Raw genomic sequence first — 12,363 nt, 5'->3', positions numbered from 1 at the left:
GGGGCGCCGGCCCTTTCACGCGTTCAGCACTTGCCGTAGTTGTCGGCGCCGGGACTGACGTTCGAACCGGCGAGCCAGCCGGTCCGCCCGGTCTCGTTGTCGTGGATGTAGAACCAGGTCTGTCCGGCGCTGTTGCTCCAGGCACAGTGGATGGTCACCCAGTCGCCGGCCTGGTGGTAGCTGGTAGTCCATCCCACCCCGCAGCTCTAGGCGCTGTTCGCCTTGAGGATCTCCACGCTCCACGAAGCGTTGCCGGGGACGTTGGAGTCGTTGGCCGGATTCCAGATCTGGCTGCTGCACGCGGGCGAGATCACGTCCGGAGCGGCGGCGAAGGCCGGCTCGGAGCCGACGAGGCCGGACGCCACCGCGAGGGCGGCGGTGATCAGTGCGGCGGTTCTGATGCGAGCCATTGTTTCTCTCCTTCGAGAATTTTTCGGTGCTGTGGACTGCGTCGGCCGGGATCTCCCCGGCCAACGAGCCCATTGAAGAGCCCTGATTGTCCAGTGCATACTGCGCTGGACAATCAGGGCCGGCCGATTGTCCAGAGCCGACGGCAGGGAGACCTCGTGGGGCGCAGGATGCGGCCGTTGAACCCCGCCGACGGGGTGGCTGCGAGGGCATCAACGCGAGCACTCTCAAGTTCACGCTGACGGATCAGCACGGCGGCTCTTGACGCGGCCCCGGGACCGCGACAAGATCTGCCGTGCACCACTGACAACGTTGTCATCTCCGAAGGCTGAGGGCTCCGATGACCGTTTCCCGCCGCGTGTTCCTGACCACCGGGGCGACGCTGCTGGCCGGGTTCACCGCGGACGCCGTGCTGCCGGCCGCCCCGGCCGCGGCGAGCGCCGGCGCCGCGGCCCCCGGCGCCGCCGAGCTCGCGCTCTACCGCCCGGTGACCGTCTCCTCCACCGACTACGCGCCCACCCCGGCCCGGTTCGCGGTCGACCGGCTCTCGCTGACCGGCGTCCAGGGCACCGGCTGGCGCGCCGCCCAGGGCGACCCGCAGTGGATCGCCGTCGATCTGCAGGCGCCGTGCGAGATCGAGGCCGTGACGCTCGTGTTCGAGGCCACCGCGTCCGACCCCGCCTTCAACGGCGACTACTCGCACACCACCGGCGACGAGATCCTCTCGAGCGCCGCCACGTCCTTCACGCTGGATGTCTCGGCTGACGGCAAGAGCTGGCAGACGGTGTATCAGACCACGTCCGGTCCGGGCGGCGAGGTGGACGTTCCGCTGTCGACGCCCGTCACCGCCCGGTACGTGCGGATGACCTCGACGGCGCGTTCGAACACGAACCCGGTCGGGCTCAACGGTTTCCAGGTCTACGGCACCTGCTCCACAGCCCGCCCGCCCGCGCACGGATGGACGAGTTGGGGCGCGAACCCGCAGCCCGCGCCACTACTCACGATCGCCGCCGACGGCACCGTGCCGCTGGAGTCCGGGTGGAGTCTGACCATGGACGACTTCGCGCCCGCGGGCGCGACCGGGGCGAGTTTGTCGAGCGTCGCCGCGTCCACGGCAGGCGGCTCCTGGCTCGCCGCCAGCGTGCCCGGCACCGTCCAAGCCGACCTGGTCGCGGGCGGGCATCTGCCCGATCCGGTGAGCGGATTCAACAACCTGAACGTGCCGGAGGCGCTGTCCCGGCACGGCTGGTGGTACCGGCGCCCGTTCGCGCTGCCGCACGGGTTCGCCGCCGGAGCGGGCCGGCACGTGTGGCTCGAGTTCGAGGGCGTCAACCACGAGGCGGTCGCCTGGGTCGATGGGACCAATGTCGGTACCCTGACCCACCCGTTCGCCCGCGCCGCGTTCGACATCACCGGCGCGCTCAAGGCCGACGCATCCGAGCACGCGATCGCCGTGCAGATCAGCCCCATGCCGCACCCGGGTACGCCGGGCGACAAGAGCTCGAACGGCAACACCTTCGTCCAGTCCGGAGAGCTCTTCCTCGACTCGCCGACGTACCTCGCAGCCTCCGGCTGGGATTGGATGCCGGCCGTGCGCGACCGGGCCACCGGTCTCTGGAACCACGTGCGGCTGCGCTCGACCGGCGACGCGTTGATCGGCGACCCGCACGTCACCACGACGCTGCCGAACCTGCCCGACACCTCCGTCGCCCAGATCACTATCGAGGTCCCGATCTCCAACGTCGGCACCGGCGCCCGAACGATCACCGTGACCGCCGCCTTCGACGGGATCTCGGTCAGCGGCAGCGCGAACGTGGCCGCCGGACAGAACGCGACGATCACCCTCGCCCCGGCCGACCATCCGCAGCTAACCGTGCATCAGCCGCGCCTGTGGTGGCCTAACGGCTACGGCGAGCCCGCTCTCCATGACGTCGAGCTCACCGCGAGCATCAGCGGGACCGTGAGCGACCGGCGGTCGTGCCGCTTCGGCATCCGCGAGTTCGGCTACTCCTACGACGAGCCGATCATGATCATCCCGCCCGGCAAGTCGCCCCTGAACTTCACCAACGATCAGGCCCCGCAGACGGTGAACTTCGCCCGCCGGCAGGCTCGGTACGTGCGCGTCCAATGCGGAACGCGCGCGACCAGTTGGGGAGATTCGATCTGGACGTTGTCAGTGTTCGACAGCAGCGCCCCATCGACGGATCTGGCGCTGCACCAGACCGCAACCTCCTCGTCCGTCGACAACAGCTCCGATGGCGCAGGCAATGCGGTCGACGGCGACCCGGCGACGCGGTGGTCCTCCGCGTACGAGGACAACCAGTGGATCCAGGTCGACCTCGGCTCGACGCAGAGCTTCGACCAGGTCTACATCCTGTGGGAGCAGGCCTACGCCGCGACCTTCACCGTCCAGGTCTCCGGCGACGGCTCGACCTGGACCGACGTGCAGTCCGTGGACAACTCCACACCGCTGGGCGACCGCGCGACGCAGACCGAGAACTTCCCCGCCCAGACCTCGCGCTATGTACGAATCCAGTGCGGACTGCGGGCCACGCAGTGGGGCGACTCGATGTGGTCACTCTCGGTCTTCAACACCGCCGGCTCCTCGCCGACGACCGACCTCGCGCTGCATCAGACCGCAACCGCCTCCTCCGCGGACAACGGCTCCGACGGTCCCGGCAACGCCGTGGACGGCGACCCGAACACGCGCTGGTCCTCCGCATACCAGGACAACCAGTGGATCCAGGTCGACCTCGGCTCGACGCAGAGCTTCGACCAGGTGGTCGTCGTGTGGGAACAGGCCTATGCGATGAACTACACGATCCAGACCTCGAACGACGGCTCGACCTGGACCGACGTGCTCGACGTCGACAACACCGTGACCCAGCTGACGATCAGCTGCAACGGCGTGAAGATCTTCTGCCGCGGCGGCAACTGGGGCTGGGACGAACTGCTGCGCCGAGTACTGCCCGACCGGATGGCGCAGACCGTCGCGATGCACCGCGACATGAACTTCACGATGATCCGCAACTGGATCGGCAGCAGCAACCGCGAGGAGCTGTACGCGGCCTGCGACGAGAACGGCATCCTGGTGTGGAACGACTTCTGGGACGACGGCGACTTCCCGGATGACCAGCCCGGCTACGTGGACACGGCCACCGACACGATCAAGCGCTACCGCATCCACCCGAGCATCGCCGTGTGGTGCGGCGCCAACGAGGCCCCGCCGCCCACCGATTTGAACGCCGGTCTGAGGAACGCCGTCGCGACCGAGAACCCTGAGATCTTCTACCAGGACAACTCGGCAGGCCAGCCGGTCAGCGGGCACGGGCCGTACCACTGGATCGAGCCGTCGCAGTACTACGACAAGTCCACCTACGACACCAACGCCTTCGGCTTCCACACCGAGATCGGCATCCCGGTCGTCTCGGTGCTCGAGAGCATGCAGCATCTGGTCGGCGACCAGCAGGAATGGCCGCCGAGCGAGGTGTGGAACTACCACGACTGGTCACCGATCGGCAATCAGCAGGTCGCCACGTATCAGGCGGCGATCAGCGACCGGCTCGGCGCGTCGAGCACGCTCGCCGACTTCTGCACGAAGGCGCAGTTCGTCAACTACGAGTCCATGCGCGCGATCTTCGAGGCGTGGACGGCGAATCTGTGGCAGAACACCTCCGCAGTGCTGCTGTGGATGTCCCACCCGGCCTGGCACAGCACCGTGTGGCAGACCTATGACTACGACCTCGACGTCAACGGCGCGTACTACGGAGCGCGCAAGGGCTGCGAACCCGTTCACGTCCAAGCGAACCCGACCACCTGGCAGGCGCTCGCCGCCAACCACACGCCCAACGCCGTATCCGGCGCGACCATCACAGCGTTCGTCTATGACCTGAACGGCCACCAGTTGAGCCACGTCGCGCAGACCGGCGTGGCCATCGCAGCGTCGAGCACAGCAACGGGACCGAACGTCGCCTGGCCGGACTCCCTGCCCGCGCTGCACCTGGTCCGGCTGGAACTCACCGACACGCACGGCAAACTGCTGTCGCAGAACACATACTGGCGCTACCACGACGCCGCAGACATGCAGGCACTCAACAACCTCACTCAGACCCGCCTGACCGTGCGGACGAGCGGTAACACCCCGACCGGCCTGACCGCGACGGTCACGAACAAGGGCTCTGTGGTGGCGGCGATGGTGCGCGTCTCGCTGCTGGACGGCAACGGCGAACGCATCCTGCCCGCCCAGTACGGTGACAACTACCTGTGGCTGCTGCCGGGGGAGAGCCGCGAAGTGGCGATCAGCCGCCCCGACGGCTCCGCGCTCGGCCACGCCCCCCACGTCCTCGTCCAGGCTTACAACTCGACGGCCGTGACCAGCGGCTGAACGACCGGCCGGGCCCGGAGCGCACGTCCCCGGGCCCGGCTTGCGCGTCGACAGAAGGGCCCGTCACCGTTTGCGCATGGTCGCGCACGCATCTACGGCAGGAGTCGGAGGCGGCAATCCTGAGATCTTCACATGCTTAGGAGAATGCATTGAGCTTTCAGCGAGGCGCTGATGACACTTCGATCCCTTCCATGGATTCGGATGCCCGCACCAGGGCCGCGATCGAGGAGCACCGGCGAGCCTCGGAGCGCACGGCTCGAGCAGGCGGCGGATGAGGCCGGCGCGCGACGGACCGCGCCTTCCGATCGGCCGAGTCGTCGGCCCCGCCGACATCGCCGCGCTCGCCGTCCACCTCATGGCCAACACGGCGATCACCGGCGCGACCTACGACATCGACGGCGGACAGCAACTCGTCTTCTGATGAACGGTCGAGCCAGACAGCCGACGCCCTTCGGCTCACCCGGGGGTGGTCTGACCCGCCACCGCGCGAAGCTGCTGAAACGCCCCTACCGAGACCCCGGCCCAGTTTTAGTTGCCCGTTCTACGACTCTTCGTCCAGCCGGAAGCCGACCTTGAGCCCCACCTGGTATTCCGCGACCCGTCCGTCCTCGATGCGGCCCCGGACCTCGGTCATCTCGAACCAGTCCAAGTTGTGCAGGGTCTCGGCGGCTCGCGCCACCGCCGTGCGCACCGCGGAGTCGAGCCCTTCTGCCGAGGAGCCCACCACTTCGGTGACCCGGTATACATGCCCGCTCATACGCCCTCCTTCTCCCGACCATGCCGCGGACCCGGCGCCCGTGCCCCTCCCACGCTAGGCTCCGGGATGCCGCAGCGCCCAGTCGTAGACCGTCGCCTGCTCCGTCCGAGCGAACGAGCGCGACCGGTTTTGCTGCGTCGGCCAGGAACGATGACCATGGTGTGGGCAGTTCTCTGAACAGACGATGGAGTCGGAAGGAGCGGGGGCATGGGGCTGGAAGATCGCCTGAACTCGGTGCTGCAGCGGCAATTCGCGCTGATCCAGGAGCTGCGTGGAGCGCTCGGGGAGGTGGCTGCCGCGCGCACGAGGCTGCAGATGCGAATCGCGGAGCTCGACGTGCAGGAGCAGCACGCGCGAATGCAGCACGAAGAGGCCATCGCCGAAGAGGACCCTCAGGCCGAAGCGATCCGCGAGTGGCCGGAGCGTGCCCGTGCGCGGATCGGCGAACTCAAGGCGTCTGTAGTCGAGCTGGCCGCCGTCGAGGAGATGGTGTCCGAGCGGATTCGCGCCGCCGAGCAGGACGTCGCGGACTTCCGGGTGCTACAGCCGCAGCTCGTCGCCCGCGTGACGGCGGCGCGGAACGCGGGAGTCGGCCGCGAGGTCTTCGAAACGCTCAACGACGCGCTCGACTACGTCGAGCTCGTGCTGGATTCCACTGCGGACGATGATCCCAACGGACCTTTGCGGCCTGAACCGACGCCGCTTAGCGGAGACACCTAGACCCCGCGGGCATCCGGATAGTCCGCCTGAGGCACGGGGGTGGTCTATGCACCGGCGGCGTTCGCAGCGTGCTCGCCGGTTGAACGCGGGGAGTGGACGAAAGGCGGATTATCGATGGTGCACACCCGTCCGGCGGAGGCTCTTCTCGCCGAGCTCGGGGAACTGGTCGAGGAGCAACTGGCGGAGAGCGGGACGCCGGGTGCGGGGTACGGAGTCGTGGCGGACGGCGCGGTGTTCGCGGCCGGCTCGGGCATCATCGGGGTCGAAGACCCGCGCGAGGTCACCCCGGACACGCTGTTCCAGCTGTGTTCGGTGACCAAGCCCATGACCGCGGCGCTGACGCTCGGGCTGGTCGAAGAAGGAGCCGGAACCGGCCTACGTCGTGCCCGGCCCGCGGATCCTGGACCGGTACCCCGGGCGCTACGCCCACCCCGAGGCGGACCACCTGCTGGTCTCGCGTGCCGAGTCGGGGCTGCGGATCGACGTCGCGAAGCGGAACGGCGAGATCGTCAGCGGCATCTGCCATGCGCTGTCGGACACCGAGTTCGCCGTCGTGGGCGGGCCCTTGGACGGGCTGACGGTCACCTTCCTGCCCGAGCTCGCCGACGAGACCGTCCCGACGAGCCTGATCCGGGTCGCCCTGCGCATCGGCAGCCGCGTGTCCTAGGCGACCTCGGCACGCGCGTACGACTCAGTCCCGTGTGCGGCGCGGACGGTCGGGCTCGCGGTTGACATCCCCTCATCGGATGCTAGCTTCTTGCCACAGTTCACTGATTTTCTGGCGGGCCACGGGGGCCCGAACGGGGAGGGAATCATGACGTTGCATGGTCGACTGCGTTCCGCGGTCGTGATCGCCGGGGTGGTCGCGGTCGGAGCCGGTACGGGTGTTTGGGCGGATCCGGCCATGGCGGCCGCGGTCTCGCCAGCCGCCACCTGCGGGTGGAGGCCCGCGAACAACTCCGATTACGGTGGCGGGTTCACCGGGCAGGGCATCAACATCCGCTCCGGCCCGTCGACGGGCTGCGGGGTCTACGGGCTGGGCTACGAGAACGGCCAGAACGTGGTCCTTCGCTGCTACTCCGGCAACTGGATGTACATCACGGACACCGACACGAACGTGACGGGCTGGGTCGACATCGCCTACCTGTGGGGTCCGACCACCGATTTTCCGGTGGCCTGCTGAGGCATAGCGCATCGCCGGGTCCCCAGCCGACCAGCGCGTATGAGAGGTCTGTTCTCTCATCGCGCCGGCCGCTGGGGACCCGTCCCGTGACGCCGGGCCGGACAACGCCATCCGAGTATGGGACCTGCACGCCGACGGTCCGCAACGAGAAGTGCGGACGCTCTACGGCGCACACCTCAGCGACGTATCTCCCAGTGACGACGGCCGGCTCGCCGCAGGCCTCGCCGCCCGAGACGCGGCCGACTGGGACGACGAGGCCGCACCGTATCTCAAAGCGCTTCCGCACTACCGAGGTTCACAGTGGACGGACACTGACGTCGATACCCTGCTACGCCGCCTCCAAGACGTCGGCTACGGGTGGCCGCGCGCCGACGGCGTACGTGCACGCCTAACCCAGGACGCGGAGTGACTGAGCACACGGCTGCGCTCCACCGAAGCGGTCACGGCACGACGATCACCGGGCATCGGCTGCGGCGGATGGTGCGCGCGGCCTTGGAGCCGAAGAGCTTGTGACTCAGAGCTTTGCTGGCGCCGACGATGATCGCGTCGGCGCAGCGTGTGGAGGCGACTTCGATGAGAGTCCGGACCGGGTCACGCTGGTCGCGGAGGAACTCCGCGGGGACGTGGAGTTCCTCGGACAGGGAGTCGACCGCCGCACGCAGTTCATCGGCCAACTCCTCGCCGGTGTAGCAGACGCCCGCGGAGATGCCGTCCCAGCTCCTGATCGGCGCGAAGGCGAAGACCGCGACCACGACGCCGCGCTCGCGGCGAGCCAGCCCGAACGCGTAGTGCAGCGCGCGCAGAGAAGTGTCCGAGCCGTCTATGCCGACGACGAGGAGGGATGGGCCCTCACATCCGAGTTCGATTCTCGGAACCCCGGTCGCGTCCATCTTCGGATCCGCCGCCGCCGTTCGAAGCCTGGTCTTTTCCCGATGCCCGGATGCCCGCCGGCCGCTACCGGCTCTGCTCGGCGGTGTCGCCCTCGTCGACCAGGCCGCCGTCGACAGACCCGCCACCGAACACACGGTCCTCGATGAAGGCCTCTTCCGCGAGGATCGCTTCCTCGGGTACGCCGGGCGTCTCGCGCACGGCTGCCTCGGCATCTCGACGCTGCCGCGAGATGCCGGGATGGGTCTCCTCACGGTCCGCCTCGTCGAGCGCACGGTGCACAGTGCTGAGCACGAGACCCGCCGCGGCCACCGTGACCGCACCGAGAATGAAAGGGACGTGCGTGTTGTAGTGCTCGACGAGTTGGCCGGCCGCATAGGGCGCCAGGCCTCCGCCGATGAAGCGTACGAAGCCGTAGGTGGCCGAGGCGACCGGGCGCGGCACCGGCGCGATGCTCATCACGGCGGTGGTGACCAGCGTGTTGTTGTTGCCGATGAAGATTCCGGACGCGATGGTCGCCACGATCACGGCCGTCCGGTTGTCCGGGAACACGCCGATGACCAGGCTTACCACGGCCATCAGAGCCATGTTGCCGTAGAGGGTGCGGGCGGTGCCGAAGCGGGACTTGAGCCACGGCGCTCCGAAGACCGCGAATATCGCGACCAGCACGCCCCAGCCGCAGAAGACCCCGCCGAGCCGCAGCGGCGAGAGGTGCATCAGGAACGGCGCGTAGCCGAGGATGGTGAAGAAGCCCCAGTTGTAGAGCAGACCGGCGACGCTGGTGATGGCCAGCTCGCGGTGTCGCAGGGCCTTGATCGGCTCGCTGATCGAGGATCGGTGCGCGGGCCGCGGGGCCGGCTCGACCAGGATCAGCGTGGCGACCAGCGCGACGAGCATCAGCGCCGAGACACCGAAGAACGGGCCGCGCCAGCTGATGTTGCCCAGCAGGCCGCCGAGCAGCGGCCCGCAGGCGATGCCGACGCCGAGCGCGGTCTCGTAGAGCACGATCGCACCCGCGAAACCGCCGCTGGCCGAGCCGACGATGACGGCGAGCGAGGTCGCGATGAAGAGCGCGTTGCCCAGGCCCCACCCGGCCCGGAACCCGATGATCTGCCCGATGCTGCCGCTCAGCCCCGCGGTGGCGGAGAACACGACGATCAGCACGAGCCCGGCGATCAGCGTGTACTTGGCCCCGATCCGGCTGGAGACCCAGCCGGTGACCAGCATCGCCACCGCGGTGACCACGAGGTAGCTGGTGAACAGCAGTTCCACCTGGCTGGGACTGGCCTGCAGGCGGCTGGCCAGCGAGGGCAGGATCGGATCGACGAGGCCGATGCCCATGAACGAGATCACGCACGCGAACGCGACCGCCCAGACGGCCTTGGGCTGGCGGAACGCACTCGACGTGGCGGGTAGCCCTTGGGTCTCATTGCTGCTCACCGTGTACTCCTCGATCGCTGGCTGAGCCGATTCGAGCGAAGCATATAGAGTGTTTATATAGAGCGTCAATGGACCTTGCGCGAGCGCGGAACCCGGCTATGCTCACAACGTGAGTACAACCGTGCCCAGAGATGCGACGACGCCCGCGGTGAACGGGCGGCACGGCGCGAGAGGCGCGGCCGCCGCCGTGCACGACCTGCTGGCCTCGTTCATCCGAATCACGCCCCGGGACATGAGCCTGACCTCGCTCGCGGCCCTGTCCACACTCGACCGCAACGGACCGCGCCGCATCACCGAACTCGCCGCCTCCGAGGGCGTGACTCAGCCGACTGTCACGTCGCTGGTCGCCGCGCTGGTCCGCACCGGCTACGTCGAACGCCGCAGCGACCCGACCGACAAACGCGCGGTCGTCGTCGCCATCACCGAAACAGGCTCGGCCTACCTGCGCTCCCGCCGCGCCATCACCGCGGCAGTCTTCGCCGACGCGGTGGACCAGCTGTCCCCCGAAGAGGCGGCGACGCTTGCCGCCGCGGGCCCCGTCATCGAACGCCTACGCGACCTGGTGGACAGACAACGGGGCGTGGCCCAGGAGCGCAAGTAGCCGCTGCGAGAAGAGCGCCCGCAGGTGATCGAGTACCAGATCGTTGACGACGATCTCAACCTGACGTCGGCTCGCCCATCTGTCAACCTGTCCGCCCAAACGAGCATCGTCAATACAAGCATCGCCCGCCGCGGATCGAGGAGACCTACCCGGCCAGCGCCAGAAGCGCGCGGGCCGCGATCTCGTCGGTGACCTGCGAGGTCGCCAGGCCGCCGCGCAGCACGGCGAGGATCGCGGCCGCCTTCGGCTCGCCGCCCGCCACCCCTTCCGCTGGTCTCCAGGCTCAACGCCGCCCGGGTCACCGACCTGTTCGCCACGCTGCTCGGCGTCGACCACGCGGGCCTGGCCGAACTCGCGCTCCGCGCGGCCGCGGGCTTCGGGCCGGTGCTCGCCGCGTACCTGGACGGCGAGCGCGGGGCGTACTGGCCGGGCTCACGTCGTCGACGACGCGCGAGGAGATGGCCAGGGCGGCGTTCGAAGGCGTGATCCTCGGCCTGCTCGTCGGCGAGTCCCACCTCAACCGGGCCGGGGTGGACACCTCCGGTCGCCTGATCGCGACCGGCGGCGGCGCCCGTTCCGCCGCGTACACCCAACTGCTTGCCGATCTCTCCGGCCGAGATGTACTGCTCGCCGACGCCCCCGAAGCCTCGACGCGCGGCGCGAGTGTGCAGGCGGCAGCGGTCGCCGCGGGCCGCCCGATTCGGGACGTGCTGCACGCGTGGGCACCGCCGACCACATCGGCCGCCGCTCCCCGACCCGGCAGCGAGACCGCGCGCGACGGCATCCGCGAACGCTACAAACAGGTCGCCGCCTGGGACGCGCTGGATGGCGAGTCGGCGTCGTGACGGTTCGTCCGATACTCAGCAAGGCGCTGATGGACGCGGTCGCCGGCCGGCCGGGCGGCACTCTCGCGGCCAGCATCTACGCCGCCCCCGAGGCGGATCGGCGCGAGGCGGCGGTCGTGGCGGCACAGGCCGGATTGTGGGTGCACGCGGACGTGATCGTCACCGACGGCGTGAACCGCGGCGTAGACGTGGACCTGATCCGCGACCTGGCTGCCCATCAGATCGGCCCGCTCGACATCCATCTGATCATCGAAGGCTCACACGCCGACCGGCTGCCCGAACTGATCGAGGAGATCTGCGGCATCCCGGTCAGCCGCATCACCGTCCCCGTGGAGGCGATCACCGACGTTCCCGCCGTCGCCGAGCGGATCCGCACCAGCGGTGCGGCACCCTGGCTCGCCATCGGCCCGGCAACCGACCCCGGCAACGCCCTGATCCACCGAGCGCACATCGACGGCGTATTGGTCATGCTCATCCAACCGGGCACCACCAGCCAGGCCGACGAAACCATCAGCCGCAAGGCCGAGGCCATCGCACCGCACCGCACACGGTCGTCGGAGTCGACGGTGGCGTCGACCGCGGCAACCTCACGACGTACCTCGACGCGGGAGCCCGCTACATCGTCTCCGGACGAGGGCTGCTCGACTACTCGCCGATCACGACCCGGAAGGAGCAAGCCAGTGGATGCGCGACCTGATCCGCTGAGCCGACCGTGGCTGGAAGTCGGCGACGAGGTGGCCGAACTGCTGGCGAATCTCGACAGCGCGGCCTTCGACGCGGCCGTCGAGGCGCTGCGCCCGGCCGGACGGCGATGGTTCACAACAGGTCGGGGGCGGTCTGGGCTCATAGCGCAGATGACCGCCATGCGCCTCATGCACCTCGGGCGCACCGTGCACGTACTCGGCGAGGCGACCGCGACCTCGGTGCAGTCGGCGGACGGCCTGCTGGTCATCTCGGCCTAGGCACGAACGACGCCGGTGTCCCTGCACTTCGCACGCGGCGCCAAGGAACTCGGCAGCCGCGTACTCGCCGTGACCGCCGACCCGACCAGTCCCCTCGGCACGCTGGCGGACGTGGTGCTGCCCGTGCCCCCGCCCGCTGCGCACCAACCAATTCGGCGGCAGCCTCTTCGAGCAG

Annotated in this window: 14 protein-coding genes and 2 pseudogenes; 10 read left to right on the top strand and 6 right to left on the bottom strand. The window is 69.0% G+C overall.

Going from position 1 to position 12,363, the window contains the following annotated elements; genetic code table 11:
• Window positions 1-23 precede the first annotated feature (23 nt).
• Together VG296_RS05820 and VG296_RS05815 are read right to left on the bottom strand one after the other, a co-directional pair.
• Window positions 24-197 carry a hypothetical protein gene (locus tag VG296_RS05820; RefSeq protein ID WP_325563855.1) on the bottom strand — a complete coding sequence of 58 codons (174 nt, stop codon included), beginning with the start codon at window positions 195-197 and terminating at the stop codon, window positions 24-26.
• A gap of 9 nt (window positions 198-206) precedes the next feature.
• The gene (locus VG296_RS05815) at window positions 207-410 is read right to left on the bottom strand and encodes a hypothetical protein (protein ID WP_325563853.1); all 204 of its coding nucleotides are present in this window, start codon (window positions 408-410) and stop codon (window positions 207-209) included.
• 338 nt (window positions 411-748) lie between these two features.
• On the opposite strand from VG296_RS05815, the gene VG296_RS05810 reads away from it, so the two are divergent.
• Together VG296_RS05810 and VG296_RS05805 are read left to right on the top strand one after the other, a co-directional pair.
• Window positions 749-4,792, top strand: a complete 4,044-nt coding sequence (locus tag VG296_RS05810; RefSeq protein ID WP_325563851.1) for a discoidin domain-containing protein — start codon at window positions 749-751, stop codon at window positions 4,790-4,792.
• 298 nt (window positions 4,793-5,090) lie between these two features.
• A pseudogene (locus tag VG296_RS05805) lies at window positions 5,091-5,213 on the top strand (short-chain dehydrogenase); the annotation flags it as partial.
• A gap of 120 nt (window positions 5,214-5,333) precedes the next feature.
• Here VG296_RS05805 and VG296_RS05800 read toward each other — a convergent pair.
• Complete coding sequence (locus VG296_RS05800; protein WP_325563847.1) at window positions 5,334-5,549, bottom strand: dodecin; 216 nt, start codon at window positions 5,547-5,549, stop codon at window positions 5,334-5,336.
• Between the two features lie 207 nt (window positions 5,550-5,756).
• On the opposite strand from VG296_RS05800, the gene VG296_RS05795 reads away from it, so the two are divergent.
• The 5 genes and pseudogenes from VG296_RS05795 (at window position 5,757) to VG296_RS05780 (ending at window position 7,861) form a co-directional block, all read left to right on the top strand.
• On the top strand, window positions 5,757-6,269 hold the full coding sequence (locus VG296_RS05795; RefSeq protein WP_325563845.1) for a hypothetical protein: 513 nt from the start codon (window positions 5,757-5,759) through the stop codon (window positions 6,267-6,269).
• A 114-nt stretch (window positions 6,270-6,383) separates the two neighbouring features.
• A pseudogene (locus VG296_RS33160) lies at window positions 6,384-6,620 on the top strand (serine hydrolase); the annotation flags it as partial.
• A gap of 31 nt (window positions 6,621-6,651) precedes the next feature.
• The gene (locus VG296_RS05790; protein ID WP_325563843.1) at window positions 6,652-6,936 is read left to right on the top strand and encodes a hypothetical protein; all 285 of its coding nucleotides are present in this window, start codon (window positions 6,652-6,654) and stop codon (window positions 6,934-6,936) included.
• A gap of 147 nt (window positions 6,937-7,083) precedes the next feature.
• A complete protein-coding gene (locus VG296_RS05785; protein WP_325563841.1) occupies window positions 7,084-7,452 on the top strand; it encodes a hypothetical protein in 369 nt (122 codons plus the stop codon).
• A gap of 151 nt (window positions 7,453-7,603) precedes the next feature.
• A complete protein-coding gene (locus VG296_RS05780) occupies window positions 7,604-7,861 on the top strand; it encodes a hypothetical protein (RefSeq protein WP_325563840.1) in 258 nt (85 codons plus the stop codon).
• Window positions 7,862-7,892: 31 nt separating this feature from the next.
• Here VG296_RS05780 and VG296_RS05775 read toward each other — a convergent pair whose 3' ends face one another.
• Together VG296_RS05775 and VG296_RS05770 are read right to left on the bottom strand one after the other, a co-directional pair.
• Window positions 7,893-8,342, bottom strand: a complete 450-nt coding sequence (locus tag VG296_RS05775) for a universal stress protein (protein WP_325563838.1) — start codon at window positions 8,340-8,342, stop codon at window positions 7,893-7,895.
• A gap of 64 nt (window positions 8,343-8,406) precedes the next feature.
• Window positions 8,407-9,780: an MFS transporter gene (locus tag VG296_RS05770; RefSeq protein WP_325563833.1), complete on the bottom strand. Its 1,374-nt coding sequence runs from the start codon at window positions 9,778-9,780 to the stop codon at window positions 8,407-8,409.
• A 109-nt stretch (window positions 9,781-9,889) separates the two neighbouring features.
• Between VG296_RS05770 and VG296_RS05765 the strand changes: the two genes are divergently transcribed.
• Window positions 9,890-10,381, top strand: a complete 492-nt coding sequence (locus tag VG296_RS05765; RefSeq protein ID WP_325563832.1) for a MarR family winged helix-turn-helix transcriptional regulator — start codon at window positions 9,890-9,892, stop codon at window positions 10,379-10,381.
• 145 nt (window positions 10,382-10,526) lie between these two features.
• Here the strand turns inward: VG296_RS05765 and VG296_RS05760 are convergent, their stop codons facing one another.
• On the bottom strand, window positions 10,527-10,643 hold the full coding sequence (locus VG296_RS05760) for a sugar-binding domain-containing protein (RefSeq protein WP_325563830.1): 117 nt from the start codon (window positions 10,641-10,643) through the stop codon (window positions 10,527-10,529).
• On the opposite strand from VG296_RS05760, the gene VG296_RS33155 reads away from it, so the two are divergent.
• Both VG296_RS33155 and VG296_RS05750 read left to right on the top strand, forming a co-directional pair.
• Entirely contained in the window at window positions 10,612-11,226 is a 615-nt protein-coding gene (locus tag VG296_RS33155; protein WP_325563857.1) for an FGGY-family carbohydrate kinase, read from the top strand. The genes VG296_RS05760 and VG296_RS33155 overlap by 32 nt on opposite strands.
• A complete protein-coding gene (locus VG296_RS05750; RefSeq protein WP_325563828.1) occupies window positions 11,223-12,188 on the top strand; it encodes a hypothetical protein in 966 nt (321 codons plus the stop codon). Before VG296_RS33155 ends, VG296_RS05750 begins: the two co-directional genes overlap by 4 nt.
• Window positions 12,189-12,363: the final 175 nt, after the last annotated feature.

The sequence above is a fragment of the Actinospica sp. genome, assembly GCF_035552695.1.
GTDB lineage: Bacteria > Actinomycetota > Actinomycetes > Streptomycetales > Catenulisporaceae > Actinospica.
The sequence above is the reverse complement of the archived record's forward strand: the minus strand, read 5'-3'. Positions and strand labels throughout refer to the sequence as shown.

Bases quoted from the DNA above. Each gene is read 5' to 3' on its own strand.
- VG296_RS05815 (WP_325563853.1), bottom strand. From the start codon at position 410: ATGGCTCGCATCAGAACCGCCGCACTGATCACCGCCGCCCTCGCGGTG.
- VG296_RS05810 (WP_325563851.1), top strand. From the start codon at position 749: ATGACCGTTTCCCGCCGCGTGTTCCTGACCACCGGGGCGACGCTGCTG.
- VG296_RS05800 (WP_325563847.1), bottom strand. From the start codon at position 5,549: ATGAGCGGGCATGTATACCGGGTCACCGAAGTGGTGGGCTCCTCGGCA.
- VG296_RS05795 (WP_325563845.1), top strand. From the start codon at position 5,757: ATGGGGCTGGAAGATCGCCTGAACTCGGTGCTGCAGCGGCAATTCGCG.
- VG296_RS05785 (WP_325563841.1), top strand. From the start codon at position 7,084: ATGACGTTGCATGGTCGACTGCGTTCCGCGGTCGTGATCGCCGGGGTG.
- VG296_RS05775 (WP_325563838.1), bottom strand. From the start codon at position 8,342: ATGGACGCGACCGGGGTTCCGAGAATCGAACTCGGATGTGAGGGCCCA.